28 protein-coding genes and 2 tRNA genes are annotated in these 26,444 nt (G+C 34.2%); 6 read left to right on the forward strand and 24 right to left on the reverse strand.

All coding sequences use genetic code 11. The features are described from left to right. Positions 1-6 precede the first annotated feature (6 nt). Complete coding sequence (topA, locus tag JYK00_RS05240) at positions 7-2,115, forward strand: type I DNA topoisomerase (protein WP_228288114.1); 2,109 nt, start codon at positions 7-9, stop codon at positions 2,113-2,115. A gap of 3 nt (positions 2,116-2,118) precedes the next feature. Then, entirely contained in the window at positions 2,119-2,754 is a 636-nt protein-coding gene (locus JYK00_RS05245) for a metallophosphoesterase family protein (RefSeq protein WP_207565883.1), read from the forward strand. Positions 2,755-2,757: 3 nt separating this feature from the next. On the opposite strand, the gene rsmI is transcribed toward JYK00_RS05245, so the two are convergent. The 24 genes from rsmI to recJ form a co-directional block, all read right to left on the reverse strand. Continuing rightward, a complete protein-coding gene (rsmI, locus tag JYK00_RS05250; protein ID WP_207565884.1) occupies positions 2,758-3,450 on the reverse strand; it encodes a 16S rRNA (cytidine(1402)-2'-O)-methyltransferase in 693 nt (230 codons plus the stop codon). Further along, positions 3,426-4,166, reverse strand: coding sequence for a lipoate--protein ligase family protein (locus JYK00_RS05255; RefSeq protein WP_207565885.1), 741 nt, complete (start codon positions 4,164-4,166; stop codon positions 3,426-3,428). The genes rsmI and JYK00_RS05255 overlap by 25 nt, the downstream gene beginning before the upstream one ends. Before the next feature lie 17 nt (positions 4,167-4,183). After that, positions 4,184-4,786: a hypothetical protein gene (locus JYK00_RS05260; RefSeq protein WP_207565886.1), complete on the reverse strand. Its 603-nt coding sequence runs from the start codon at positions 4,784-4,786 to the stop codon at positions 4,184-4,186. Between the two features lie 34 nt (positions 4,787-4,820). After that, positions 4,821-5,612, reverse strand: a complete 792-nt coding sequence (locus JYK00_RS05265) for a DUF4895 domain-containing protein (RefSeq protein ID WP_207565887.1) — start codon at positions 5,610-5,612, stop codon at positions 4,821-4,823. Beyond that, positions 5,609-5,809 (reverse strand): DUF6485 family protein, encoded by a 201-nt coding sequence (locus JYK00_RS09790; RefSeq protein ID WP_228288115.1) that lies wholly within the window; start codon positions 5,807-5,809, stop codon positions 5,609-5,611. Before JYK00_RS09790 ends, JYK00_RS05265 begins: the two co-directional genes overlap by 4 nt. 27 nt (positions 5,810-5,836) lie before the next feature. Beyond that, positions 5,837-6,187: an aspartate 1-decarboxylase gene (panD, locus tag JYK00_RS05270; RefSeq protein ID WP_207565888.1), complete on the reverse strand. Its 351-nt coding sequence runs from the start codon at positions 6,185-6,187 to the stop codon at positions 5,837-5,839. Between the two features lie 69 nt (positions 6,188-6,256). Beyond that, on the reverse strand, positions 6,257-8,923 hold the full coding sequence (locus tag JYK00_RS05275; RefSeq protein WP_207565889.1) for a GAF domain-containing sensor histidine kinase: 2,667 nt from the start codon (positions 8,921-8,923) through the stop codon (positions 6,257-6,259). 73 nt (positions 8,924-8,996) lie between these two features. After that, positions 8,997-9,527, reverse strand: a complete 531-nt coding sequence (locus JYK00_RS05280) for a ribosome hibernation promotion factor (protein WP_207565890.1) — start codon at positions 9,525-9,527, stop codon at positions 8,997-8,999. Positions 9,528-9,538: 11 nt separating this feature from the next. Beyond that, entirely contained in the window at positions 9,539-10,054 is a 516-nt protein-coding gene (locus tag JYK00_RS05285) for a hypothetical protein (RefSeq protein ID WP_207565891.1), read from the reverse strand. 32 nt (positions 10,055-10,086) lie between these two features. After that, the gene (locus JYK00_RS05290) at positions 10,087-10,905 is read right to left on the reverse strand and encodes a DegV family protein (protein ID WP_207565892.1); all 819 of its coding nucleotides are present in this window, start codon (positions 10,903-10,905) and stop codon (positions 10,087-10,089) included. An 11-nt stretch (positions 10,906-10,916) separates the two neighbouring features. Further along, positions 10,917-11,201: a F0F1 ATP synthase subunit epsilon gene (locus tag JYK00_RS05295; RefSeq protein WP_207565893.1), complete on the reverse strand. Its 285-nt coding sequence runs from the start codon at positions 11,199-11,201 to the stop codon at positions 10,917-10,919. Between the two features lie 47 nt (positions 11,202-11,248). Then, on the reverse strand, positions 11,249-12,667 hold the full coding sequence (gene atpD, locus JYK00_RS05300) for a F0F1 ATP synthase subunit beta (RefSeq protein ID WP_207565894.1): 1,419 nt from the start codon (positions 12,665-12,667) through the stop codon (positions 11,249-11,251). 23 nt (positions 12,668-12,690) lie between these two features. Continuing rightward, positions 12,691-13,512: an ATP synthase F1 subunit gamma gene (gene atpG, locus JYK00_RS05305; RefSeq protein ID WP_207565895.1), complete on the reverse strand. Its 822-nt coding sequence runs from the start codon at positions 13,510-13,512 to the stop codon at positions 12,691-12,693. A 6-nt stretch (positions 13,513-13,518) separates the two neighbouring features. Further along, positions 13,519-15,042: a F0F1 ATP synthase subunit alpha gene (gene atpA, locus JYK00_RS05310; protein WP_207565896.1), complete on the reverse strand. Its 1,524-nt coding sequence runs from the start codon at positions 15,040-15,042 to the stop codon at positions 13,519-13,521. Between the two features lie 4 nt (positions 15,043-15,046). Continuing rightward, entirely contained in the window at positions 15,047-15,613 is a 567-nt protein-coding gene (locus tag JYK00_RS05315; RefSeq protein ID WP_207565897.1) for a F0F1 ATP synthase subunit delta, read from the reverse strand. After that, a complete protein-coding gene (atpF, locus tag JYK00_RS05320) occupies positions 15,610-16,095 on the reverse strand; it encodes a F0F1 ATP synthase subunit B (RefSeq protein ID WP_207565898.1) in 486 nt (161 codons plus the stop codon). The genes JYK00_RS05315 and atpF overlap by 4 nt, the downstream gene beginning before the upstream one ends. Positions 16,096-16,110: 15 nt before the next feature. Next, positions 16,111-16,365, reverse strand: a complete 255-nt coding sequence (locus JYK00_RS05325; RefSeq protein ID WP_207565899.1) for a F0F1 ATP synthase subunit C — start codon at positions 16,363-16,365, stop codon at positions 16,111-16,113. Between the two features lie 52 nt (positions 16,366-16,417). Further along, complete coding sequence (atpB, locus tag JYK00_RS05330; protein WP_207565900.1) at positions 16,418-17,287, reverse strand: F0F1 ATP synthase subunit A; 870 nt, start codon at positions 17,285-17,287, stop codon at positions 16,418-16,420. Next, complete coding sequence (locus JYK00_RS05335) at positions 17,256-17,639, reverse strand: ATPase (protein WP_207565901.1); 384 nt, start codon at positions 17,637-17,639, stop codon at positions 17,256-17,258. Before JYK00_RS05335 ends, atpB begins: the two co-directional genes overlap by 32 nt. Further along, positions 17,629-17,865: an AtpZ/AtpI family protein gene (locus JYK00_RS05340; RefSeq protein WP_207565902.1), complete on the reverse strand. Its 237-nt coding sequence runs from the start codon at positions 17,863-17,865 to the stop codon at positions 17,629-17,631. Before JYK00_RS05340 ends, JYK00_RS05335 begins: the two co-directional genes overlap by 11 nt. Next, positions 17,862-18,932, reverse strand: a complete 1,071-nt coding sequence (locus JYK00_RS05345) for an aminopeptidase P family protein (RefSeq protein WP_207565903.1) — start codon at positions 18,930-18,932, stop codon at positions 17,862-17,864. Before JYK00_RS05345 ends, JYK00_RS05340 begins: the two co-directional genes overlap by 4 nt. 39 nt (positions 18,933-18,971) lie before the next feature. Further along, positions 18,972-19,048: transfer RNA gene (locus JYK00_RS05350), tRNA-Arg, on the reverse strand. A gap of 15 nt (positions 19,049-19,063) precedes the next feature. After that, positions 19,064-19,678 carry a RuvX/YqgF family protein gene (locus tag JYK00_RS05355; protein ID WP_207565904.1) on the reverse strand — a complete coding sequence of 205 codons (615 nt, stop codon included), beginning with the start codon at positions 19,676-19,678 and terminating at the stop codon, positions 19,064-19,066. Positions 19,679-19,689: 11 nt separating this feature from the next. Next, positions 19,690-22,635: a single-stranded-DNA-specific exonuclease RecJ gene (recJ, locus tag JYK00_RS05360; protein ID WP_207565905.1), complete on the reverse strand. Its 2,946-nt coding sequence runs from the start codon at positions 22,633-22,635 to the stop codon at positions 19,690-19,692. 695 nt (positions 22,636-23,330) lie between these two features. Here recJ and JYK00_RS05365 point away from each other — a divergent pair. The 4 genes from JYK00_RS05365 to sufC all read left to right on the forward strand — a co-directional run bounded on the left by JYK00_RS05365 (position 23,331) and on the right by sufC (position 26,443). Next, positions 23,331-23,406: transfer RNA gene (locus JYK00_RS05365), tRNA-Ala, on the forward strand. Positions 23,407-23,616: 210 nt separating this feature from the next. Further along, positions 23,617-23,889, forward strand: coding sequence for a co-chaperone GroES (groES, locus tag JYK00_RS05370; protein ID WP_207565906.1), 273 nt, complete (start codon positions 23,617-23,619; stop codon positions 23,887-23,889). Between the two features lie 16 nt (positions 23,890-23,905). Then, a complete protein-coding gene (groL, locus tag JYK00_RS05375; RefSeq protein ID WP_207565907.1) occupies positions 23,906-25,525 on the forward strand; it encodes a chaperonin GroEL in 1,620 nt (539 codons plus the stop codon). 183 nt (positions 25,526-25,708) lie between these two features. Beyond that, positions 25,709-26,443 carry a Fe-S cluster assembly ATPase SufC gene (sufC, locus tag JYK00_RS05380; RefSeq protein WP_323128255.1) on the forward strand — a complete coding sequence of 245 codons (735 nt, stop codon included), beginning with the start codon at positions 25,709-25,711 and terminating at the stop codon, positions 26,441-26,443. The last annotated feature ends 1 nt before the right edge of the window (position 26,444 follow it).

Raw genomic sequence — 26,444 nt, forward strand, 5'->3', positions numbered from 1 at the left:
AAAATTGTGGCGGAGAAAGTTATTATTGTAGAATCACCTGCAAAAGCGAAAACTATAGAGAAAATACTGGGAAATAAATATAAAGTTATTTCTTCAAAAGGGCATATTAGAGATTTGCCTCAAAAAAGATTTGGTGTAAAGCTGGATAGTTTTGAACCAGAATTTGAAATAATTCCAGGCAAGGAAACTGTTGTTGACTTTATAAAAAAGCAGGCAGATGGTAAAGAAGTTTTACTTGCTTCAGATATGGATAGAGAAGGTGAAGCAATTGCGTGGCATATAGCACAGATATTGGGACTCAATATGAATGGCAAGAATCGGGTAGTGTTTACAGAAATTACCCCTGAAACTATAAAAAAGTCTGTTCAGAATCCTCGTGCTATTGATCTCAGTAAAGTTAATGCTCAGCTTGCCAGGAGAATTCTTGATAGGATAGTAGGATATAAGATTAGTCCCTTACTCTGGAAAATAATTAAAGGAGCTATGAGTGCTGGAAGAGTTCAATCTGCGGCTCTTAAAATTATATGTGAAAGGGAACGAGAGCGTTTCAAATTTGTTGCAAAGGAGTTCTATAAAATATCAATACAGCTTGAGAATAAAGCTTTTAAAGCAGCATTTTGGGGAATAAATGGTAAAAAAATAAAGCAAGAAAATGTTGATAAAGCCCTTGCTGAGGAAATTAAAAAGGTTGTTAAAAGTGTAGTTTTAGCAGACATAGTGGAAAAAGAAACGAAAAAAAGAGCTCCTCTTCCTTTTATAACAAGTACACTTCAACAAGAAGCTTCCAATAAGCTGGGTTTTTCTGTTTCAAAAACTATGAAAATAGCACAATCTCTATACGAAGGAATTGATACCCCGGAAGGCCATATCGCTTTTATTACGTATATGAGAACAGATTCTTCGAGGGTATCAGAGGAAGCGCAACAAATGACTTATTCATATATAGAAAAGGAGTTTGGAAGTGAATATATTGGAGGAAAGGCGAAAAGAAAAAAAAGAAGTGGAACAAAAGTTCAGGATGCACACGAATGTATAAGACCAGTTGATGTTAACATAACACCGAAAATTGCAGAAAAACTTCTTGATAAAGATCATTATAGACTTTACAAATTAATATGGAATAGGTTTGTTGCATCACAGATGTCTGAAGCTAAATATCTGGAGCGTACTTATGTCTTCAGAAAAGATGAATATGAGTTTAGAACAACTATTTCTCATAGACTATTTGATGGGTTTGAAAAAATATTATCTTCCAGATCTAAAGAGGAAAAAGATCCACAGTTAAAAATAAATCATGAATATGAGATAAAGGATATTCTTGTAGAAAAAGATACCACCAAACCTCCCCTCAGGTTTACAGAAGCTTCGCTGGTGAAAACTTTAGAAGCGGAAGGAATAGGACGCCCGAGTACATACGCTACAATAATTTCTACGTTACTCTCAAGGAAATATGTGTTAAAGAAAAAGAAGGAATTAGTTCCAACTCTTCTTGGATTTGTGGTAGAAGATTTTTTAACCAAGAAATTCCCAGACATAGTGGATAAAAAATTTACAGCACTTATGGAAAAAGAACTTGACGAAGTGGAAGCAGGTAAAAAAGCCTGGAAGGAAGTTCTTGATGAATTTTACAAAGATTTTTCAAAATATTTTACAGAAGCAAAGAACAGTTTTTATACACTTAATTATAAAACAGACTTAAGCTGTGAAAATTGTACAAAAGAAAACTATAATTTGAAAATAGGAAAATATGGATTATATTTAAATTGTGAATATTGTGGTACAAATAAAAGTCTTGACCAAACGATGCCGGCAGTGTTGCTAAACAACATAATTTATATAAAATCGGTTATTCAGGAAACTAAAAAAGACGAAAAAGTTGAAAATGCATGTCCAAAATGTGGAGGACATTTAGTTAGAAAAAAAGGAAAATATGGCTATTATTTTATGTGCGAATCGTGTGGATTTACCGTATCTGGATATAAAATTGCCAGAGTTCCCTGTCCAAAATGCGGATCACTTGTTACACAAAGAAGAAGTAAAAGAGGGAAAAATTATTGGGCTTGTATTAATTCAGAATGTGATTTCATGTCCTGGAATGAACCAAAAGGGGAATAACAAATGGGTGTGTATGCTATAGGCGATATTCATGGGTGCTATGAAAGTTTAGTAAATCTCCTGGATAAAATCCAGCCTGCTTCTGATGATATTCTAATTTTTCTTGGAGATTACATAGATAGAGGCCCGTATTCAAGTGAAGTTGTGGATTTCTTAATAACTCTTTCTAAACTAACAAATTGCATATTTCTTCGAGGAAACCATGAAGATATGATGCTGAATTTTTTGAGAACCCGAGATCCATTTTATTACCAGATATGGGAAAGAAACGGTTCAAAAGCAACTGTTAGCAGTTACGGAGGAATTGACAATATTCCAGATCACCATTTGAATTTTTTTGAAAATACAAAATATTATTTTGTATATGAAAATTACGCATTCGTTCACGGAGGAGTTGTTCCAGGCGTTCCACTTGAACGCCAAAAAAAAGAGGATCTTTTGTGGATAAGGTATGAATTTATCAACTCCTCTCACAATCTCCCCTACATTGTTGTTTTTGGACACACTCCTTTTGAAGAACCATTTGTTGGAGAAGATAAAATAGGTATAGATACAGGTTGTGTTTACGGAGGAAAATTGACCGCTTATAATCTTACTGAACAAACATTTTTGAGCGCCAGTTGTAAGAAATATTGGTGAAGATTATTGGCTTTGCGTGTTTGAGTTATTTGATAGGTTTAATATGACAGTTATTTCTCCTTTTATATTGTTTTTAAAATGATTTATCGCATTTTCTATGTTTCCATAGAAAAATTCCTGGTGCTTTTTTGTCATTTCTCTTGCAATAAATATTTCAACATTTCCGAGGATTGATAAAATATCTTTAAAAGTTTTTTGAAGTCGTTCTGGGTTTTCAAAAAATATTAAAAGTCCGTGATAATCTTTAAATTGCCTTAGTAATCGTCTTCTTTTTTTATCTCTTGGTATAAAACCTATAAACGTGAATTTACTTCCATTAAATCCACTTGCTGCAATAGCTGTTAAAACGGCGCTTGGCCCTGGAATGATGTCAACTTCAATATTGTTTTCACGACATTTTTTTACGAGTGAACTTCCAGGATCAGATATTACAGGCATTCCTGCATCACTGATGAGAGCAATATGTTTTCCTTCAAGTAATTTACTTAGAATTTTATTTACTTTTTTTTCAGAGGAATGTTCATGAAAAGAATCTAAAGGTTTTGAAATTCTATAATGATTTAAGAGTTTTAAAGCTCTTCGTGTATCTTCTGCAAGTATTAGGTCTACATTCCGAAGGATTTTAAGTGCGCGCAGTGTAATGTCTTCTAAATTTCCTATGGGGGTTCCTACTACGTACAATTTCCCAGCAGACAATTATATCTCATCCTCTCTTCAACAGCTGAAATTAAAAGTTTTTCAGGAATTTTTATCTTTTTTATGTCGAATTTTTTGGTAAAAGCATTTATAATATTTTCTTTGATAGTGTTTATATTTACCTTCTTGAAATCGAACAAACCAGTTTGAATGATATTGTCCGGTACATTAAGTACACAATTTTTTATTTCTGTTGAGGTTTTTAAAATTATAGAACCGTGTTGAAGAATATACTCTTTTTTTCTTAATTGAGCGCTTCCTATAACTTTCTTGCCCATCAATGTTACTTCATACCATGAAGGTGAATCAAAACATGAGGCGCTGTTTCCGCGAGAGCCACGTGTTGTAAGCGCTACCGGATAACCACAGTTTCTTAATCCTTCGACAATGATTTGTGAAATTTCCTTATACAAATTAAGAACAGATTTTTTGTATAAAGGATGTGTTCTTGGAATAGTAATGCTATAGGTTATTTCATGAGAATGAAAAACAGCTCTACCACCAGTAGGTCTTCTTACACAATCAAATCCTCTTTCATTTATATACTTGAAATTTACGATTTGAACATCCTGATTTTTTCCAAGAGATAAAGTAGGGGTTTTCCAGGAATAAAATCTTAAAAAAGGTTCACCAACTTCAAGTGAATATAAACCCATAGAAACATCTATAGCCATGTTGAGTGCTCCATCAAAATTCCACGTTTCAAAATAAAACACTTAATTTTCCTCCTGGACTAAATTCTTCTGAACGCGTCTAAAACACTTTCTGCAACAGCTTTCAAATAATCTCCATTAAGCTCAGCTGCTCCAATTACGCTTTCTTCTTCTCCATTAAATTCTTTTGTTAGATGAGTTATTATAAATCTTTTTCCTGCAAGGTAAATTTCTGCAACATCATCTAAAGAAAGCGCATAATCATGAATATCATTCAAAGCACTTAAAATAGCATTCCCGACAACTTTAGGAACGTTTCTTTTTGTTTTTGGTCCAATAGCTTCACCAAGAAGATCTTCTTCTCCGTGTTCAATGGTTACTGATACTTTTAAAGTTCTCGAATCTATATCTTCAACTTTTAGTGAATTCAGGCTATAGGGAACAATTTTTGTGAGTTTGACATCACTTGATAGTTGAGCAATGCTTACTATTTTACGATCTATTCTTATACCAGTGCTAGCGAGCAAAACCGTTTCAATATCTCTTACAAGCTGCTTTGGACTTTTGTTGCTATCTGCAACTATATGAATCTCTTTCATAGTATTATTTTCTTCTATAATTTTTGCCGCTTTTATTCCAGGGATTTTTGAAAGTAAAAGTTCAATATTCTCTGTGTTGGTCATAATTAAACACCTCGCAGAAATAATTCGATTTATATTATAGCATATTCTTTACAAATTTTCTAAATTTTTCGAAATCTGTTATAAAATTTCGAACAGATAAATCGTATTTTTTGTTAAGAATTTCGTCTAACTCTATTTTAAAAACCCCTATAATTTGTTCTTTTAAACTGGAAATTTGTGCAAACTTTCCTGGTAAAAATTTATATTTGTTTCTTAAAAGAGAAAAAAATTCAGCGTATAGCGAGGCAAATTCCATTTCTTTATTTATTCCTACAAAATATAAACCATCATCTGTTAGAAGGGTTTTCAAAAATCCTACTTTTCCATTGGAGTACTTTACCAGATCTTCATAAAAATCATCGGTTACATTTTTGGCAAAGCTCATCCACTTTTTTCCCGTTAGCTCTTCGGAAAAGAGTTCTTTTTTGATCAAAGTCTCATCTCCACCAATGGCAATGAAATGTGTCTGGACGGGGAATTTTAAAATTCCACATTGAAAGTGAGGAAGTTTTGAAAGATTGAATATAGAATTATAAAAGTTTCCCAGATCCTCATTGTAAAAATTTTCCATTTTGTATAAAGAAGGTGTGCGTTCAAATGGATCTGAGAAAGTAATACCAAAAAAAGGTTTTTCTTCGTGATTATAACCACATATCATTGAAAAGTTTGGAGGCGATTTTACAGAGATAAGGATCACATGCTTGTGAAAAGCATCCAATTTTTCTTTGTGTTTGAAAAGGAATTTTATTAGTAGTTCTTTTTTGTTACTTAAAAGTTCTGGGATCTCTTTTATCCTTTTTAATTTATCTGGTCCAATGTAAATCATACGTTCTTTCTGCACTCCACGAAATATTCTATACTTCTATTCCACGTTTTTTCTTCTTGATCTGTAAAATAACAGGCGGGTAATTCGCCACGAGATCTATGATACGCGAGACATTCGCAACACTTACCTTTTCTTGGACAACCAGGATAACTGCAGTTACAGTTTGACAGGTTTTTCTCGTAATTTTCACAAAGCATTTAAATGCCTCCTTTTATTTCTAAATTTTATTTAATACTTGCAACAGTATTATCATCATTCATTATAAGGACTTTTGGTCCTGTGTATTCATCAGGAGAAAAAATTCCAAATGCCATTATTATTACCCTATCTCCTTTTTCTACCAATCTTGCAGCGGCGCCGTTAATGACTATTTTTCTGCTTTTTTTACTTTCTGGAATAACGTAGGTGAGAAAACGTTGACCGTTATTCACATCTGCTACCATGACCAATTCATATGGTTTTATATTAGATAGCTCCAATAATTCTTCATCAATTCCTATACTTCCCATATAGTTTATGCTTTTGTCTGTAACTGTTGCCATATGTATTTTCGCTTTTAGTAAAATTTCCTGCATTTAATCTCCTCCTTCACTATTGTTTACCTAAAATACTATAACATAAATCTAAGTCTAAGAAAATATCCATTATTCACTTTTAATTGGTATTTCAAATAAAAAAGCATTTCCATTTTCATCAGGTTCAACCCATATTTTTCCACCATGTTCATCTTCTATTATTTTTTTGCATATTGGAAGACCTAACCCGGTACCCTGAACTTTAGTTGTAAAAAATGGGGTAAAGAGTTTTTCCAGAATATCATGTGTTAATGGTTCGCCTTGATTCCATATGCGGACTTTTACCCCTTTAAGGCTTCTTTCTATGGAGAGTTCTATTTTTCCTCCAGAAGGTGTTTCATCGAGAGCATTTTGTAATAAATTTATGAGCACTTGCTTTATTCTCGAACGATCAGCTGTGACTTCTATAATTTCTGATTCGGCTTTAAATTCAAAAAGAATATTTTTTGATTTGATTTTTTCTTCATGTAAAAGATATACTTCAGAAATAACTTCATTGATATTGAATGTAGTAAATTCAATTTTCTTTGCATCTCTGCTAAATTCTAAAATTTCGGAAACTATTTCTTCCAGGCGTATAATTTCGTCAGATATAATCTTTAAATATCTTTTTCGAGCTTTTTCATCATCAGCATATTTTTCCAGACGTTTCACAAATCCACCCAGGACTGAAATGGGGTTTCTAAGCTCATGTGCTACTCTTGCGGCCATTTCACCTAACGCTGCTAACTTTTCCTGGCGTTTTCTTTCTCTTTCAAGCATTACTCGTTCAGTTACATCTTCAAATGTGACTATAGTTCCTCTCAGCATCAAATGCTCAACATCCCATAGTGGAGAAATGTGAATATCATAGAATTTTTCGTGTCCTGCAATAGGTATAAGGTAACTTGATAGTTGAATTTCTTCTTTTAACTTTAAAACCTCTTCAGCCATACCTTCAATATCTTCAAATTCTGTACCTAACTTCCCCAGTTTTTGACCTATCATATGTTCTTTTGCTCTACCAAAATAAGTCTCCGCCTTTTTGTTCCATTCAGTAATAAGACCTTTTTTGTCTAAAACAACAACTGCTGCTGAGAGATTTTGCAAAACAGATTCTGAAAAATCTCTTAGATATTCTATGAGATTTTTTTGTCTTTCAAGGCTGATAGTTTTTGCTTTTAACTCTTCATATCCGGTTGCGTTCTCTATTGCCAATCCTGCACTATCGGAAATTATCCTTAATATTTCTACATCTGCTGGAGTTATAGGATGTTTGGAGTATTTATTATCTAAAATAACAACTCCTATTGTCTCGCTTTTACCCACAAGTGGTGCTATTACAAATTCTTCAACATCAAGCAATGGAATTAAGAAATCCAGAGAACTTTCAGATTCCTGTATAATTCTATTATTTATATGAACAACTTTTCGTCTTATAACTGCACGTTCCAGAAATCTATGAGAGCGATATGGAAAAATCATTCCATTGATTTTTTGGGATAGGACATTATCAGTGATTAATGAAAGGGCTTCTTCGCGAAGATATTGCACAATGTCTGCATACCTCATGGCGCGTTGATTTGCTTTCTTCCATATAGTTTCTACTTCCTTCTCGTTCGCAGGTCCCACCCAGGCTTTTCCAATCAAAACATCTTTTTTTTGATCTTTTAATAATAAAAGCGCGCGATTAAACCCCAGGGTGCGCCCAGAAGTTAGTCCAATTAATAAAATTTTTAGTACGTTGTTCACATCGTAACTACTTCGCATTGCCTGGCTTATATAATGAACAACATTCATCTTTCGTAGTTGATCTTTCTGGGAAAATATTAATTTTTCATGCTCTTCCTTCAGCATTTTTAGATTTTCTATTTCGTGTTTTAGTCTTTCATAATAACTTAATCTTGTAGAAGCTAAAGAAAATCTTTTAGCCGCATCGTTTGCTATTTCTAAATCCATCACTTCAAAACTCTTTTCTGCCGTATAGCCTGTTTCATGAAATTTGTTGAAAAAAACTATCCAGAATATTTCTGTTTCAATTTTTATAGGAATGGATAGATACGATTTTATTTCGAAATTCAACGGATTGTATTCAAAAGATGGTTTAATAGTTATTGAAGGTTCTTTTGTAAATACTTGAAAAGCAAAATCAGATAACCCTGGAATTAACATGTTTTTCAAATTTGAAGGAATTGAAGAAATGACTTTATAATCTTCTTTTGACTTTTTTGCCATTATAACCAATTCACTTTTAATTGTTTCGAATATGGTTTTCATAAAGTTTTCGAGTAGAACGTTATTATCAGGTGCATGTTCAAACATATCTGTAATTTCCAGAAGTTTCTGCATTCTGAACAGTCTCTTTTTTGTGTATAAATATTCATATGACAGAAAAAATACGAGTGAAAAACTATTAACTATACTTTCAAACTCATCTTTTATAGGAGCATGTGTAAGAAATGCTCCAATGATATGAGAGTTTACTGATAGTATTCTTATGTAATAATTTTCTCCATTTATTTTTATGATTCTGTTCTTGAATGCTACATGTTTATATTTTGTTGATAATAAAGCTTTATTTCCTGTTATTATTCTAAAAATGTCTTTATTTTTCTCATAAATTGCGAATATAACGTAATCTGTGCGTAAAATATACGCCATTTTTTTCATTAGTTGTTCTAATTTTTCATTTGGATAACCATTATTTACCAATTCTTTAGTAGCTGCATAAATTAAATCGTACGGAAACTCTTTCATAATTAGACTCCTTTCAAGTTGCCTGATATAATTCTACCACAAAAAAAGCCCCTTTACGGGGCTTTTGGTTTTATCATTCTACGAATTCGTAAAGTATAAGTGTTCCATCGTGCCTTTTAAGTATTAAATTTATTTCATCGGTGTCCATGTTTCTAAAGAGGAAAAACTCGTGATTCATTACTTCCATTTGTTCCAAAGCCTCTTCTACGCTTGTAATCATAAGACCCAATCTTTTTATAGAAGAAATTTTGTCTTGTTCTTTTTTTATTGGCATTTCCTCGGTGAATGTTTTTCCTAAACCTTTGTTATTGGATTTGTGTCTTGGTCGGACATAATCTTTTTCCCTTTTTATCTTTTTTTCAAAAGCATCTGATAATTTGTCTATTACAGTGTAAATATCTGGATCTTGCTCTGTAACTATTAAATCTTTTCCAAGGTAATGAACGGAGAATTTTCCAACAAAATTTGTGGCGTCTTTTTCAAATTTGATTTCCAAATGTACACTGTCATTTAAAACTCTGTCGATTTTTTCCAGCCTTTTTTCAAGGTAAGTGGTCATAGCATTTGTGAAATCAAATCCTTTTACTGATAGTCTGTAATCCATGATGTCACCTCCTAAGAATCGGTAAAACCTTCCCGGTTTTTTGATCTAACGGCTTCGTTTAAGTTTGGAGCAAGTTCCACTGTGTAAAAAGTTAAAGTAAGAATAACAAATATTACTGACATCCAGGGATTAGGGATTAACGTTTCTGTTTCGTTGTTTTCTTTTTTAAAAAATTTTTCTACGGTTAATATCAACGATAGCACGAGAATTCCCGGGATAATAAAAACGTAAGGTATAAAATATCCAATAAGAATAAATACAATTGAGAGTATCACGTATAAATATATAATTATTTCAAATTTACTGTTGTTTTTTAAGATCACAGAATACCACTTCCAGGAGAATATTAAACATCCTAAAACTCCCAGAAGATAAATAGTGTTGGATATCTTTAAAAATTCAGACTTAAAAAATACATTCGAAAAGACGTTGGTTGTAAAACCAATTGAAAAGAGTAAAGCATTGAATGTTACGAAATCATTGGAAGGGATTTTCTTTGAGAAAAGTTCTGTGAGATATTTTTCCATGTATACGGAGGTCAGTGCCTCCTCCCTCCTTTTTATTTACTTACAACTATACCGAAAACTTTAGGACCAGTATGAACACCTATGGATGGCCCTATTCGTGCAATGTCTTTTATTCCAAAATACTTCTGAATTTTCTGTATGTACTCTTTAACAACTTCGCCTCCGTACCCTGAAACAAAATACGGTTTTTCTATTTTATGTTCTTTTATAAATTTTTCAGCTATTTCTATTATTTTATCAACAACACTTGTCATTTTTCTCGCCATTCCTATTGATGCCACTTCACCTTCCTCGTCTACTGTTAGTATTGGTTTAATTCTAAGTAACTTTCCTAATAATGCTTTTGCTTTACCGATTCGTCCTCCTTTTTCCAGATACTCTAATGTCCCAACAGCAAAAATTAACATGGAATTATTTTTATGTTTATCCACGATTTCCTGGGTAATAACATTTCCTGAGTCTACCTCATCAAACAATCTTTTTAAAATACAATAAATTTCCACACTTGCAGTTTTCGAGTCTAAAACAGTAACCTTATCAGACATAGGCTCACATATGCTTTTAAGCATGTTATACGTTCCGCTTAACCTGCTCGATATTGATAATACATAAATATGGTCATATTCTTTGTAAAGTTTTTTGATAAGTTCTTCTGCTTCTTTTGGGTTTGGTAAAGATGTGGCGAAATCTTTTGCGGTTTCTATTTTTTTGTAGAAAGTGTTAACATTAATGTCCACTTTGTCTTTGTACTCAGCTCCATCAAGAAATACTCTTAGCGGAATACTGTAAACAGGATATTTTAGGTTAGTTGTTGGAATGTCACACGATGAATCCACGACAAAAGCTACCATAATAATCCCCCCTATTTCCCCATAAAATGATGGGGATCAATTTCTTCAGGCAAACGTGCATCTTCCGTTACAATTATAACATTTTCTCCATCACAATGAACAAATCCATCGTTTATCATATATTCAAAGGTTTCGTTGTCATCAGTTTTAGTTATTATTTTGTCGATTTTTAGTTTCCCTATAATAGGTGCCCTATTTCTTAAGACTCCCATTTCTCCTTCAATAGTTTTAAAAGTAACAATTGATACACTTTTGTCAAAAACTAACCCTTCTGGAGAGTATATTTTTAACCTCAAAAAATTACACCTCCTGAGAAAAGAATGTCGCGCGAGTCTTATAAGACTCACGCGGAAACTTGTAACTTTTTGGCTTTTTCAACTGCTTCATCAATTGTGCCGACCATATAAAACGCCGCTTCTGGTAAGTTGTCATGCTTACCTTCCAATATTTCTTTAAAGCCTCGAACGGTTTCGCTAATAGGAACATATTTACCAGGAATGTTGCTAAATTTTTCTGCAACATGGAATGGCTGACTCAGGAATCTTTGAATTTTTCGAGCTCTTTGAACTATTATTTTATCTTCCTCGGAAAGTTCTTCCATACCCAGTATAGCTATAATATCCTGCAAATCTTTGTATCTTTGGAGAACTTCCTGTACTCCACGTGCAACTTTATAGTGTTCTTCGCCAATGATTGTTGGATCAAGCATCTTTGAAGTTGAATCAAGAGGATCAACAGCAGGATACAATCCGAGTGCAGCAATTCTTCGCGATAATACCACAGTAGCATCAAGATGTGTAAACGTTGTAGCCGGGGCAGGGTCAGTAATATCGTCAGCAGGAACATAAATTGCCTGTACAGATGTGATTGATCCTTTTTTTGTAGAGGTAATACGTTCCTGGAGTTCTCCCATATCCGTTGCAAGTGTAGGTTGATATCCAACTGCCGATGGCATTCTTCCAAGAAGTGCGGAAACTTCACTTCCAGCCTGCACAAACCTGAAAATATTGTCGATAAAAAGTAGAACATCTTTACCTTCAACGTCTCTAAAATATTCCGCTATTGTAAGAGCAGAAAGTGCTACTCTGAATCTTGCTCCTGGTGGTTCATTCATTTGACCAAAAACTAACACAGTATTGTCAAGTACATTTGCTTCTTGCATTTCAAGGTAAAGTTCATTTCCTTCTCTTGTTCGTTCCCCGACACCTGCAAACATAGAGAAGCCATGATGTTCGATGGCAATATTTCTTATCAACTCCATAACAAGAACAGTTTTTCCGACGCCAGCCCCACCAAAAAATCCTATTTTACCACCCTTTGGAAATGGTGCAAGCAAATCAATAACTTTTATTCCAGTTTCGAGTATCTCAACAGTTGTTGACTGTTCGGTGAGTGATGGGGGAGATTTATGGATAGGCCACATTTCTATTTCATTGTTCTTCAATTCTCCACGCTCATCTATTGTTTCACCAATAACGTTGATCATTCTTCCAAGAATACCACGTCCCACAGGGACTTTAATTGGCTCGCCTGTATTTATAACTTCAATACCTCGTATTAAACCATCTGTAGTGTCCATAGCCACGGTCCTTACAGCGTTATCCCCTATAAGCTGTTCTACTTCCAAAACCAGCTCTTTTCCTGTTTGGGGATTTTTAACTATTAAAGCATCATAAATGTCTGGAAGTTCTCCTTCCTCAAACTGGACGTCTACTACAGGGCCAATAACACGTAATATTTTTCCTTTCGATGTTTTTGACACTTTGTATCACGCTCCTTTGGGAATTATTCCTCACTTAAAGCCTGGGCTCCAGAGACAATTTCTATAAGTTCTTGAGTAATTGATGCCTGCCTTTCCTTATTGTATTCAAGCGTAAGTTCACTTATTACTTCACTTGCATTTTCAGTAGCGTTTCTCATAGCATTTTGCCTTGCGTACAGTTCACTAACTTTTGTTTCGAAAGCAAGAGAATAAATAGTTGCGGCAACGTAAAATTCGATAATGGAAGATGTTAACTCTTCAATATCTGGTTCATACTCGTATCTTGAAGTTTTCAAAGGAGATTTATCAATGGGGGTAATTTTTACTGTTTCTGGCTTTTGGATAAGTCTATTTTTAAAACTTCCATATACGATGTAAATTGTTCCAATATTTTCTGCAACAATATCTTTCATCAAGGTTTTTGCGAAATCAAATGTTGGGATTTCATATACCCTTTCATATATTCGATGAATTTTTGGGTGTTTTTTGAAAAAAGGTATATTTTTTGTTCCAACTGCATATATTCGTTCAATATTTTCTTTATCTATAACTTTCAAAGCTTCACGAGCTATTTCTGAAGGGAATGCGCCACATAATCCCATGTCCGTGGACAAAACTATCACAGCCTTTTTGCCAGAACCCGTTAAAAAAGGATGTGAACTTTCTATTTCGATGTTTTCAAGTAGTCTTTTAGTTTCTTTAAGAAACATTCTTACATCTTGAAGTTTTTTTTCAATTTTTTTAACTCTTGCTGTGGCGACCATTTCCATAGCTTTTGTGATTTTCATTAAAGATTCTGTGGATTGTACTCTTCTTTTTATTTGAAGCAGCTTACCACGACTCATTTGTTATCACTTCCCTAAGAACTTGACAAAATCAGATTTAAACTCTTCGATTGCATTTTTAATTTTCGTTTCTAATTCTTCTGTGATTCTTTTTTCTTTACGTATTTCATCAAGAATATCGCCCTTTTCCTCATGCATGAACTGAAGTAATCTTTTTTCAAACAGCTGTACAGTATCAAGAGGAAGATCGTCTAAATATCCATTTATACCAGCATAAAGAACCACTACCTGTTCTTCTACTTCTAAAGGTGAATATTGCTCCTGCTTCATTAATTCCATAAGTCTTTGCCCTCTTGTTATCTGGGCTTGGGTTGCGGCGTCAAGCTCTGTGGCAAACTGAGCGAACGTTTCGAGTTCCTGATACTGAGCTAAATCAAGTTTTAGAGAACCAGCTACTTGTTTCATAGCTTTTACCTGTGCTGCTCCTCCAACACGAGATACGGATAAACCAATATTTACTGCAGGTCTTTGACCGGCGTAGAACAAAGATGGTTCAAGATATATTTGACCATCTGTTATGGAAATGACATTAGTGGGTATATAAGCTGATATATCATTAGCTTGTGTTTCTATTATTGGAAGCGCAGTTAGTGAACCCCCACCGTATTTTTCGTCAAGTCTCGCGGCTCTCTCAAGAAGTCTTGAGTGGAGGTAAAAGACATCTCCAGGGTAAGCTTCTCTTCCCGGTGGTCTTCTCAATAAAAGGGAAAGTTGCCTATAAGCAACAGCGTGTTTTGAGAGATCATCATAAATTACTAATGCATCTTTTCCTTTATACATAAAGTATTCTCCCATAGCACAACCAGCATAAGGAGCAATGTATTGTAATGCAGCATTATCAGCAGCGCTGGCAACTACCACAGTTGTGTATTCCATAGCTCCGTGTTGCTTTAATCTATCAACTAATCGTGCAATAGCAGAGGCTTTTTGCCCAATAGCAACATATATACAGTAAACACCTTTTCCTTTTTGGTTTATGATGGTATCAATTGCTATAGCAGTCTTTCCAGTTTGTCTGTCACCTATTATAAGTTCCCTTTGACCTCGACCAATTGGTATGAGAGCGTCTATTAACTTAATACCAGTTTGAAGAGGTGTATCAACTGGTTTCCTATAAATAACACCAGGAGCTTTAACCTCAATATCTCTATATTCGGATGTTTCAATTGAGCCAAGTCCATCCACAGGTTCTCCTAATGGGTTTACCACTCTTCCAAGAAGTGCTTCACCAACAGGAACCTGCATTATTCTATTTAATCTTTTTACTGTGTGACCTTCCTTTATATTTTTATAATCTCCAAGAATAATAATACCTACATTGTCTTCTTCGAGATTAAATGCGATACCAATTGTGCCAGTTTCAACAAATTCCACCATTTCATTAGCCATCACATTATTTAATCCGTAAGCTCGAGCAATACCATCTCCAACTTGGATGACCTTTCCTACATCTTCTAAATTTATTTCTTCTTTAAATTCTTCAATTTTTGTTTCGAGTACTTTTACTAATTCCCCGGGATTGATTCTCAAGGTTTCACCCCTTTCTCAAAGAAAAGACTCCTCTACCAACCTTTTCAAGCCTTCCTAATATGGATACATCCAATTTTTTTCCTGCAAATTCCAGAATGACTCCTGCAAGTATTCTTTCATCTAAAAATGTCTCAATAACTGCTTCTTTGCCAGTGTATTTTTTTACGAAAGCTGAAATTGCTTCTTCTTCATCGGGTGTTAGCGTATAAGCGGATGTTACTTTAACCGGTATTTTGTTTTGAGATTCTATAGCGGCGTATTTGTAAAGCGAAGCCATTTGTGGGATATATTTTTGCCTTTTATTATTAAATATAATTTTTACAAACTTGAAAAATACAGAATCAACTTTTATACTTTTATCTACTTTTTTTGAGAGTTCTTCAAATAGGTTTTCGATAAAAGTTAAGTGTTTTTCAACACGCACAGTGGGATTATTTAGATAAAAAGCATACATAGTGTAAAGTTCTTTGAGTAATTGAATGTAAAAGGCATATTCTTCTTCTTTTTTATATTTTTTAGCTACCAATAATAAAGCTTTCACATATTTACTGGCTACTATTGAATATCTCATTTTTTATACCCCTTTAATATTTTCAAAAGATATTCGCGTTTGGCTTTTTCATCAAGGGTACCTTTTAATATTTTAAATGCCAAAGCAATGGCTAATTCTCCAGCTTTTTCTTCGACTTCTTTTATCATTTCTATACGTTCTCGTTCGATTTGTTCTCTGGCAGAAATCAATATCTTGTCCGCTTCATCATCAGCCTTTGTTTTTGCATCCTCTATTATTTTTTTAGCTTCTTCCTTAGCTTTTTTAATAATTTCTTCTGCCTTTTCACGGATTTCATGCAATTCTTTAGTGGCTTCTTCTTTGATTTTTTCAGCGTCTTTTCGAAGCTTTTCAGCTGCATTAATTTCATCTTCTATTTTTTTCTTTCGGGCATCTAAGGTTTCGAAATACTTGTCGTATAGGAAAACTTTCAAAATGTATAGTAGCAAAAGAAAAGACATCAGTTGTATTACTGACGTCAGGTTAATTTCAAACATATCCATATTAATCGCCTCTCATTATAAAGTAAGGAGTATTAAGAAAGCAACAAGCAAAGAATATATTCCTGTTGATTCTGCAACTGCGTCTGCCAGCAACATACGGGTGGTAATAGTACCAACCATTTCAGGCTGCCTTGCCATGGAGTCCATTGCGTGAGCTCCTATGTTACCTTCACCGATACCAGGACCTATAGCCCCTATTCCCATACAAAGCCCTGCACCAATAGCTTTTCCCATAACCACCAATGCTTGTGCTATACTGAGTTCTTCCATAAAACTCTACCTCCTTTTAATTAGTATTGATGATTTTCTTCTCACGATAATTTCACGATAATTGTGCAGAAATATATGCAACTGCAAGCATTGAAAACACCAAAGCTTGAATTAGTCCCACGAAAATACCAAAAAATCCCCAGAATACAATGGGAAGAAACATGTATTTCACAAGATAGGAAAGTATAAACGTGAGTATGGCACCTCCACCAACATTTCCAAATAGCCTGAGTGAGTGGGATACGGGTTTTGCTAACTCACCTATTATATTCATTGGAAGCATTATAGGATTAGGTTCTAACCACGATTTTAACCATCCCTTTAACCCCTTTGCTCTAATTGCAAAAGCGTGACTTATAAAAAACACCATAATAGCGTAGGTTAAATTTGTATTTAAATCAGCAGTTGGTGCAAACCATGTATCACTAAAAAGTGTAAAAGTAACCTGATTTCCAGCAGGGGTATTTATAACATTAACATTGATTCCAGGAATTGCTCCACCTATTACATTGGAAAGAGCAATAAATATAAACAACGTTGTTGCTATCATAAAAGTTGGTCGAGCAAAACGTGGGTCATCAATAACACCTTCGACTATTTCATACATAAAATCCATAACCGCTTCTGCTAAAGACTGTTTTCGATCCGGAATAAGTTTGAAGTTTTTCCCAACACGTACGGCAAAAATTATTACTCCACCTATTATGACCCATGTCATTATAATAGTAAGCGGGTTTATCCGCGAGTACCAGACGCTTTTTTCAGACAATTGTACAATCCATCTGTTAGCAAGTCCCTGGGTTACTTCCTTTGCGTCCTTTGGAATGAAGAAAATAGCATTTATAAGACCGAGAGTAACGTATATAACTAAAAAGAGAGCTATGCCTATTTTAGCCCTTCTTTTCACGCTGGTCACCTCCATAAAAAAGTCCAACTATGTACGCAGAAATTTTTACATTAATTAATCCTAAGAATACACCAAACAATGCGGAAACTTTGTCTTCCATAATATATCCTGCTAACAGAAATAAACTTGCCGAAAAGAAATATCTCAAAGAAAATCCCTTAAGAATTTTTCGCTTTTTCGAAATTTCTCTGTAATTCAGATTAATTATATCCCTATATAAAGAATATATGTATAAAAACGCACCAATTGTTCCGATGATGTAACCGAAACTAAAACTTTTATTAGAAATAACAATACTACTTCCCACAACAAACAATGCTATCATAAATGTGGTGAAATACATCTTTTTCAAAACATCATTTATCATATTTTTCAACTTCCTTTAAAAGTTGTCGGATTCCGTTATATATTCCTGAAATGGCTCCTAAAAATAGAAATATGATAACAAAGATCTTTTCGGTTTTGAATAAGTGATCTAAAAGTTTTCCTATAAAGAATCCTACAATTATATTTCCCGCAACAGATGCGCCAAATATAGTTATTAAATTTAATTTTAGTAATTCTTTCCCCAGATTTTTTGATTTTTTATTCATACTATGAATATATCTTTTGATAAACTACTTAAAACGTCACACCCATCATTTTTTACCAGAACATTATCTTCTATTCTTATTCCAAATTCATTTGAAATATAGATACCAGGTTCTACTGTTACTATAGAATTATGTGGTAATGGATGTTCATTATTTATACTTAAACCAGGTTCTTCGTGTACTTCAAGTCCTATTCCATGTCCAAGGGAATGTCCGAAATTGTTTCCAAAACCCTTTTCTATGATATAGTTTCTTGCTATTGAGTCTATTTCTTTACCAGTCATTCCGGCTTTTATTTTTGAAATAGCTTTTTCCTGGGCATTAACAACTATTTGATGGACTTCTTTAACTTTTTCAGATGGTTCACCTATACAAAATACCCTTGTCAAATCACTAACATACCCTTTGTAAAAAGCTCCCCAGTCAACTACTACAGGTTCACCTTTGTTTATTTCTTTATCGCTTGCTATTCCATGTGGTAAAGCCCCTCGCCAGCCAGAGGCAACTATAGTATCAAACGCAGCTTTTTCAGCACCTAAAAGTTTCATCTGATACTCTAAATAAGCAGAGAACTCTTTTTCAGTAATTCCAGGTTTAACAATTTCTAACGTCTTTTTAAATGCCTCTTCAGCAATATAAACAGCTTTTTTTATATTTTCAATTTCTTGAGAACTTTTTATTGAACGTGCTTTTATTACATCTTTTGAGATGTCAACGAAAGTTCCGTTAAATTTTTTCTGAAGCTGTTCAAAAATTGAAGCTGAAATTCTATTTTTTTCAATACCAACTTTTTTTGCCCCTATTTTTTCGAGCATCTCTGAAACAAGATCTAAAAACTTTTTTTCTTTGGTTAGCTTTACAAGGTCAAAATTAGTTTCAAGCTTGACCTGTTCCCAATACCGGGAATCAGTGATTATCATTTGCACACCTTTGCCAAATATGATTCCCGAGAAGCTGCCACTGAATCCAGAGAAAAATCGCGTAGAAGGTGAATTTGAATTTTCTATGTTTATAATCAATATATTGTCCAGAGAGTGTTCGTCAAGAATCATGTGCAAATTTTTCATAAATTCTCTCCTTTCCTGATTGTATAGAATTCTTTGTTCTGGTGTGCCTGGCGGGAATTGAACCCGCAACCTCTGGATCCGGAGTCCAGTGCTCTATCCAATTGAGCTACAGGCACACACCCCAGAGTTTTTTATACCTTTATAATTATACCATTTTCGGAAATATGATTGTAAAAATCTTTTATAAGAAAATCCTTGCGTAAAACAATAATATCAAATTTTTTGTCTATTGATTTCAGGCTTTTTATTACCAGATTTTGTTTCTTATAATGGGCAAGGGCTATTGAGTGATTTTTTGTTAATGCTATGCATTTTTTAACGTTTATTGCTGGAGGCGTTTCTACATAAAGAATATTGCTTTCAAAAAGTTTGATATTTAATGGTTTGACAATTAAGAGCTTTTGTGCAACTTCTGGATTTTGAATATAATCTAAAAAAATCTGCCGGGCGCTAAACGCATCATCATCTTTAATTCCATAAGATTTGGCCATTCTGGAGGTTAATCTTTCGTCGTATAGATAAACTTCAAAGCCTTTTTTAACGAGTTTTTCTCCAAATTTGAGAACTTTGAAAGTTTGAGATGAATAATTACCACTCATTGAAAGCGGCAATCCTAAAACTATAGTCTTACCGGATTTAATAATATCATTGATTTTTTCGGTTTTTACAACCCCGCTTTTTCTAATAAATTGTGATCCAATTGCATAGCCACATTTTCTGGTGCCGTAATCTATTGTTATTATCAACAAGCATCCCCCTAAATTTGCAAATATACATCGTATAGATATCTTTCTTCGATCATTTTATAAATGTCTTTTATATTGGCATTTAGGAGCATCATAGTGTATTTTTCAAAATATGGTAATTCTATCTCCCGCTCTTTTAATCTGAGAATCTTTTCAGGGGCATATTCTATTGTGTTTGTCTTTTCGGTTATTAGATTTTTTAACACGGACCTTAAAACTTTTTCTGGAATGTTATATTTTACAGAAAGTTGTTGAATTTCTTCGTTTGAAGGAATGGTTGTTATATTTTCAAACAAAGTTTTGAGTTTTTCATTGCTTGGGAAAATCTTTTGTAAATGATTGAGCCTTTGATTAACGTCTTCTTTATTGTAAAAAAGTTGAAGAATAGAATAAGAAGAACCGGCTACTGCGTCTATCAATTCTTTTACAGTTAGTGGGAAGTCATATAGTTTTATTTCAACACCATCTTGTAACATCGAAGGAAGACCATCTGTGTTTGTAGAACAGACTAATTTTTTTATCCTTTTTTTTCGCACCAGAGTGCTGATAGCTTTTTTCTGGAAAGGTTCTAAGATAGGACTATAAAAGACCATATCCTTAGGATTATGAGAAGCTTTCATAAGTTTTTCGTAAAATTTATCGACATAATGATAGTTTGAAAAAACATATGCTACAGCATTTGAATCGTATTCGATGCTTTTTTTTGTATTCCTTCGATCCTCAAGACCAAAGTTGATTTTTCTATCCTCGGAATACAATGGTATATTTGTTTCAAAATTATAAATAGAAGTTATTATAACATTTTTTCCAGTTCTGGATATTAGTCTGGAGAATATTTCGCTGGAAATAGCAGGAAGTATTTGAATTTCATTAAGTACCACTGTGTCAAAGTCAGAAATATTTACGACGTTTTCTAAAATCATAATAGCGTTCGTTATAACATGTTTTTTATAATTTGTATTTATGGAATTTACGAAAGACAAGTCTTTTGGACAATGTCTTGAAAGGCTTTCGTAAATGTGTAAAGCATCAACATTGGTAGGGTTTATTATTAATGTTCTACTTTTTTCCATAAGATATATTAAAAAAGCGTTTCGAGTAAGTGGATCAGTTTGAAGGACAAAAGGCTTTGAGAAACTTGTATATTTTTTTACTTTCTCGAATCTCTGTAAAATTTCATTTGAATGGTAGTAATCAAAATCTTCAGAATTTTGATTTCTCCAGTTGTTAGTGAAAGAATATATAAAGTACTTATCTTTGTACTCTTCCTCCGAAGCAGCTGAAACTTTAAAGTCTATTACGTTTAAAACTGGCCCAACACCGTTTTCACGAATATTAGCAGCAACGTCCAGGGATGTCAAAAGAGCTTGAATTGCTGGAATCTCATGATATTGTTTTTTTAAACCAAAGCCTATTCCTTCTATTAATTTGTGTTTTCCTCTAAGTGTTAATCTAACGTTTGTTCCATTGTTGCCAAAAAATCTGATACGATCGACTGTAGAATTCCTTATTAAAAATATAGGTTCAGGATTTCCATGCCCGTAAGGTTCCAGATATCTCAAAGCTTCTAAAACTTCTTCGTTTATTTCATCAACTGTGAGTATAGCATCAACAGTAAGTGATGAAGTTACTTTGAGCAGTTGTTCTTCTAATTTATCTTTAAGTTCTTTGATGAAAGGCTTTATATTATTTTCTAAAATACTGAAACCTATTGCCATAGGATGACCACCGAATTCTTCGAAATGGTGAGAAAAATTTTTTAAGATTTCTAAAATGTTAATTCCCTCGATACTTCGTCCAGATCCTCTTCCTATACCATTTTCAAGAGAGATAACCAGAGCAGGTTTATTATATCTTTGAACGAGTTTTGTGGCTACAATACCTATTACACCGGCATGCCATCCTTCTTTGTAAACTACTAAGACAGGAGCATCTTTCATATCAGTGCTTTCAATTTGAGCAACTGCTTCTTCGTATATTTTTGTTTCTATTTCCTGTCGGGTAAAATTGTATCCCAGGAGTATCTCAGCGAGCTGCTCGGCAGAAGACATATTTTCAGTCATAATTAACTTAAACGCATCTTCAGCCGAGTATAAACGACCCGCTGCATTAAGCTTGGGAGCTATACGGTAACCTATATCCTGGCTTGTGATGTAATTCAAGTTTAATTTTTTTATTAACTGAATTAGACCTATTCTATTTGTATTGTTTAATTTTTTCAGACCTTCTTTTACAATGTAACGGTTTTCATCTACAAGTTCTACCATGTCTGCTATGGTCCCCAGGGCCACAAGATCCAGCAAAGTATCTACATCTTCCTCGGGAATATCCAGAGATTTTGCCAATGCGGTAATTAGTTTATAAGCAACACCAACACCAGCAAAATCTTTAAAAGGATAATTATCATCAGCTCTTTTTGGATCAATTACAGCATCAGCAACTGGCAGTACATCCTTGGTACTGTGATGGTCAGTTATTATTGCATACATACCGAGTTTCTTAGTTAATTCAACCGCTTCAAAGCTTGTGATGCCACAGTCAACGCTTAATAAAACTTTAAATCCTTTTTCGTAAAAGCTCTGTACGATTGAAGGCTGGATGCCATAACCTTCATCTAAACGGTTTGGTATATAATAATCTACTTCCCACCCATGTTTTGAAAGAAAACTCACAAGAGTAGCTGTTCCAGTAATTCCGTCAACGTCATAGTCTCCATAAACAAGCACGGGTAACCCTTTTTGACGTGCCATAATCAAAATTTCAACAGCCTTTGACATATCTTTGAGTAAAAACGGGGACCTTAAATCCTCTTTTATTGGATTGATAAATTTCCAGGCCTTTTCTGGATCGTTGAATCCTCGCGTTACAAGGAGTTGTGAAGTAAGATAAGGAATCTTAAGCTTTTTAGAAAGCTCATTAACCAACTCCTTATTAAATTGTCGTAGTTTCCATCTCACTATCCTGCTCCTTTCTATTTTTTTCTATTTTCTGTTTTTACTTTTTCTTAAATATTGTACCATAAAATTTATAAAAAGCGGTAATTTAGAATGTAAAAGATTGGCAAGGCTTGTCCTGAGCACGGAGTACGAAAGGTCTTGCGAGAGTTAGCGAGAACTGGCTCCCCACCCATGTCATTCCGAACCCGAAGGGTGAGGAATCTTATTTTGGCGAGAGTTGGCGAGATTAGCGAGATTGGCGAGTGTCAGAAAAAAACAAGATCCTTCGTCGCTGACGCTCCTCAGGATGACATCCCCTTCCTCATTTCATTTCTCGGGATGACATCCCTTCCGCTGCGCTCAGGATGACAAAGGAAGAAAATCATTCTAAGGAGCAAGAAGAGTATTCCTATTCATGTCATTCTGAGAAACAAGAAGGCAAAAAGCTCTCCGTTTATGTCATTCCAAGAAACAAAAAGGTGAGGAATCCCCCGCTTATGTCATTCCGAGGAACGTAGTGACGAGGAATCTTAACTTAGCGAGAGTTGGCGAGATTGGCGAGGTTAGTAAAAAATAAAATCTTTTACATTTGTTTGAAACGATAAAAAAGTAAATTTTTCACTTCTTGATTTCTCAAAAAGCCGATTTCGACCTTTGGTTTGAAAAACTTGACTAGAAGTGAAACATGTGGTAAATTAATAAATGTATTTTAATATGGGGCCGTAGCTCAGCTGGGAGAGCGCTACCATGGCACGGTAGAGGCCGTGGGTTCAAGTCCCATCGGCTCCACCATTTAAACAAGGGAGGCGATAAGCCTCCCTTCCGTTTTTAAGAGCTGGGTATGATTTTCAAAGAAAAATAACATTAATTATAAATATTCTGCTTTAATCACTGCTCATGGCAAATATTTAGACTTCACAAAATCGCGTTTTTTGTGTACACTAAAATTAGCAGTCATATATGTAGAGTGATAACACAAAAATTTTGAAAGGGGGTTTGACGATGAAGGTTACACCACTGGGTTCGAGACTTTTAATAAAGCCAATTACAGAGGAAAAAAGAACAGAAGGAGGAATCGTTCTTCCAGACACAGCCAAAGAAAAGCCTATGAAGGCTGAAGTCATCGCTGTTGGGAACATTGAGGATGATGATATTGACATTCGTGTAGGAGATAAGGTTATTTTTTCAAAATATTCGGGAACTGAAATCAAAATCGATGATGAGGATTACATAATAATTGACCTGGAAGATATACTTGCTAAATTTGAAGACTAAGGGGAGGTGAAAGCTTATGGCAAAGATACTCAGATTCAGTGAAGAAGCAAGAAGAGCGCTCGAAAGAGGCGTTGATGCAGTAGCAGATGCTGTGAAAATTACTTTGGGTCCAAAAGGAAGAAATGTTGTTATAGAAAAATCATGGGGAAGCCCTACAATTACCAATGATGGAGTTTCTATTGCAAAGGAAATTGAATTGGAAGATAAATTTGAAAATCTGGGGGCACAACTTGTTAAAGAAGTGGCAAGTAAAACAAATGATGTTGCTGGCGATGGTACAACAACAGCTACAGTGCTCGCTCAGGCAATGATCAAGGAAGGTATTAAAAATGTTACCGCGGGAGCAAATCCAATTCTTGTAAAAAGAGGTATTGAAAAAGCAGTGGCAAAAGCTGTAGAAGAAATAAAAAAGATTTCCAAGAAACTCGAAAATTCTGATGATATAGCTCATGTTGCTTCTATAAGTGCTAACAGTGAAGAAATAGGAAAACTTATTGCAGAAGCAATGGAAAAAGTAGGAGAAGATGGTGTTATTACAGTGGAAGATAGCAAATCCATAGAGACATTTGTTGAATTTACAGAAGGTATGCAATTTGACAGAGGTTACATTTCTCCTTACTTTGTAACTGATCCAGAAAAAATGGAAACAGTATATAATGAACCATTTATTCTCATCACCGATAGAAAACTTTCCAATATTAAACCATTAATTCCAATTCTTGAAAAAGTTGCACAAACAGGAAAACCATTAGTAGTAATAGCTGAAGATGTTGAGGGAGAAGCTCTTACAACACTCGTACTTAACAAACTTAAAGGTACACTCAATACAGTTGCGGTTAAAGCTCCTGGATTTGGAGATAGAAGAAAAGCGATGCTTCAGGATATAGCGATTCTTACTGGTGGAATTGTTGCAAGTGAAGAAGTAGGAATTAACCTTGAAGATTTAACATTGAATGATCTTGGTAGAGCAGATGTTGTAAGAGTAAAGAAAGATGATACAATAATTGTTGGTGGAAAAGGCGATCCAGAAGAAATCAAAAAGAGAATTTCCCAGATTAAAGCTCAAATTGAACAAACAACTTCCGAATATGAAAAAGAAACTTTACAGGAAAGAATGGCAAAACTCGCTGGTGGTGTGGCAGTAATTAAAGTTGGTGCAGCTACTGAAACAGAATTGAAAGAGAAAAAGCATAGAATAGAGGATGCTCTTAGTGCAACAAGAGCAGCGGTAGAAGAAGGAATTGTTCCTGGCGGTGGAATTACACTTTTAAGAGCAAGAAAAGCAGTTGAGAGCGTTGTAAATGAACTGGAAGAAGATGAAAAAATTGGTGCTAAGATTGTTTACGAAGCATTAAGTGCGCCCATTATGCAAATTGCCAAAAACGCCGGTTATGAAGGTGCAATAATTATCCACAAAGTTCTTGAGAGAGACGATGCAGACTATGGATTTGATGCACTTAGAGGAGAATATTGTAATATGTTTGAACGTGGTATAATTGATCCAGCAAAAGTTACAAGAAGCGCTCTTCAAAACGCTGCATCAATAGCAGGTATGCTCCTTACAACAGAAGTTCTTGTTGTGGAAAAACCTGAGGAAAAAGCAAACACAAATGTACCAGAAATGCCAGAATATTAATAGATAGTAAAAGAAATCATGAGATAGTAAAAGAAATCATGGGGCCGGTGTTTTCGGCCCCTTTTTTATTGTAAATCAAAAAATAAGCAACAAAAATGTTACCAAAGTTATTATCAAAAAGGAAATTAATATGATATACTATAATTAGGTTATGCTAATTTAGGAGGGATGAACGTGGAAAACATATTTGAAATAAAAGACTTACATGCTGTTTTGGCTGAGGAAAATGTTGAGATATTAAAGGGTGTAAATTTAACAATTAACAGAGGAGAATTACATGCGATAATGGGACCAAATGGTTCGGGAAAATCCACTCTGGCTAATGTTATAATGGGTAATCCTAAATATAAAGTTACTAAGGGAGACATAATTTTTGAGGGCGAATCTTTACTTGATTTGTCCACAGATGAACGTGCAAAAAAGGGTATACTTCTCACATTTCAACATCCATTTGAAATAGAAGGGATAAAGTTTCAAAGTTTCCTTATCAACGCGTATAGAAAACTTCATGGCGAAAAGGAGACTTTTTCTGAATTGAATAAAATTTTAAAGGCAAGGCTTGAAAAATTAAAAGTTTCAAAGGATTTTCTGGAAAGATTCTTGAATGTGGGGTTTTCAGGTGGCGAAAAAAAGAAAGGAGAAATACTTCAAGCGTATTTTTTGAAGCCAAAATTACTTATTCTTGATGAGATAGATTCAGGGCTTGATGTTGATGCTTTAAGGATAGTGGCTGAACAAATAAAGGAAATCAAAAGAAATGGAACAAGTGTTCTGATTATAACTCATTACAAAAGGATTTTAGACTATCTGGATGTAGATAAAGTGCATGTATATGTCGATGGTAAAATAGCTATGACAGGAGATCTTACGCTTGCAAATGAAGTTGAAGAGAAAGGTTATGCAATTGTAAGGGAGTGAT

Source organism: Thermosipho ferrireducens (assembly GCF_017358165.1).
GTDB lineage: Bacteria > Thermotogota > Thermotogae > Thermotogales > Fervidobacteriaceae > Thermosipho_B > Thermosipho_B ferrireducens.

Bases quoted from the DNA above. Each gene is read 5' to 3' on its own strand.
- JYK00_RS05260 (WP_207565886.1), bottom strand. From the start codon at position 4,786: ATGACCAACACAGAGAATATTGAACTTTTACTTTCAAAAATCCCTGGA.
- JYK00_RS05340 (WP_207565902.1), bottom strand. From the start codon at position 17,865: ATGAATAAAAAATCAAAAAATCTGGGGAAAGAATTACTAAAATTAAAT.
- JYK00_RS05290 (WP_207565892.1), bottom strand. From the start codon at position 10,905: ATGGTAGCTTTTGTCGTGGATTCATCGTGTGACATTCCAACAACTAAC.
- atpB (WP_207565900.1), bottom strand. From the start codon at position 17,287: ATGGAGGTGACCAGCGTGAAAAGAAGGGCTAAAATAGGCATAGCTCTC.
- groL (WP_207565907.1), top strand. From the start codon at position 23,906: ATGGCAAAGATACTCAGATTCAGTGAAGAAGCAAGAAGAGCGCTCGAA.
- JYK00_RS05315 (WP_207565897.1), bottom strand. From the start codon at position 15,613: ATGAGATATTCAATAGTAGCCAGTAAATATGTGAAAGCTTTATTATTG.
- atpF (WP_207565898.1), bottom strand. From the start codon at position 16,095: ATGGATATGTTTGAAATTAACCTGACGTCAGTAATACAACTGATGTCT.
- JYK00_RS05245 (WP_207565883.1), top strand. From the start codon at position 2,119: ATGGGTGTGTATGCTATAGGCGATATTCATGGGTGCTATGAAAGTTTA.
- atpG (WP_207565895.1), bottom strand. From the start codon at position 13,512: ATGAGTCGTGGTAAGCTGCTTCAAATAAAAAGAAGAGTACAATCCACA.
- JYK00_RS05325 (WP_207565899.1), bottom strand. From the start codon at position 16,365: ATGGAAGAACTCAGTATAGCACAAGCATTGGTGGTTATGGGAAAAGCT.
- JYK00_RS05345 (WP_207565903.1), bottom strand. From the start codon at position 18,932: ATGAAAAATTTGCACATGATTCTTGACGAACACTCTCTGGACAATATA.
- groES (WP_207565906.1), top strand. From the start codon at position 23,617: ATGAAGGTTACACCACTGGGTTCGAGACTTTTAATAAAGCCAATTACA.
- JYK00_RS05280 (WP_207565890.1), bottom strand. From the start codon at position 9,527: ATGGATTACAGACTATCAGTAAAAGGATTTGATTTCACAAATGCTATG.
- JYK00_RS05285 (WP_207565891.1), bottom strand. From the start codon at position 10,054: ATGGAAAAATATCTCACAGAACTTTTCTCAAAGAAAATCCCTTCCAAT.
- JYK00_RS05275 (WP_207565889.1), bottom strand. From the start codon at position 8,923: ATGAAAGAGTTTCCGTACGATTTAATTTATGCAGCTACTAAAGAATTG.
- JYK00_RS05265 (WP_207565887.1), bottom strand. From the start codon at position 5,612: ATGATTTACATTGGACCAGATAAATTAAAAAGGATAAAAGAGATCCCA.
- JYK00_RS05335 (WP_207565901.1), bottom strand. From the start codon at position 17,639: ATGATAAATGATGTTTTGAAAAAGATGTATTTCACCACATTTATGATA.
- JYK00_RS09790 (WP_228288115.1), bottom strand. From the start codon at position 5,809: ATGCTTTGTGAAAATTACGAGAAAAACCTGTCAAACTGTAACTGCAGT.
- panD (WP_207565888.1), bottom strand. From the start codon at position 6,187: ATGCAGGAAATTTTACTAAAAGCGAAAATACATATGGCAACAGTTACA.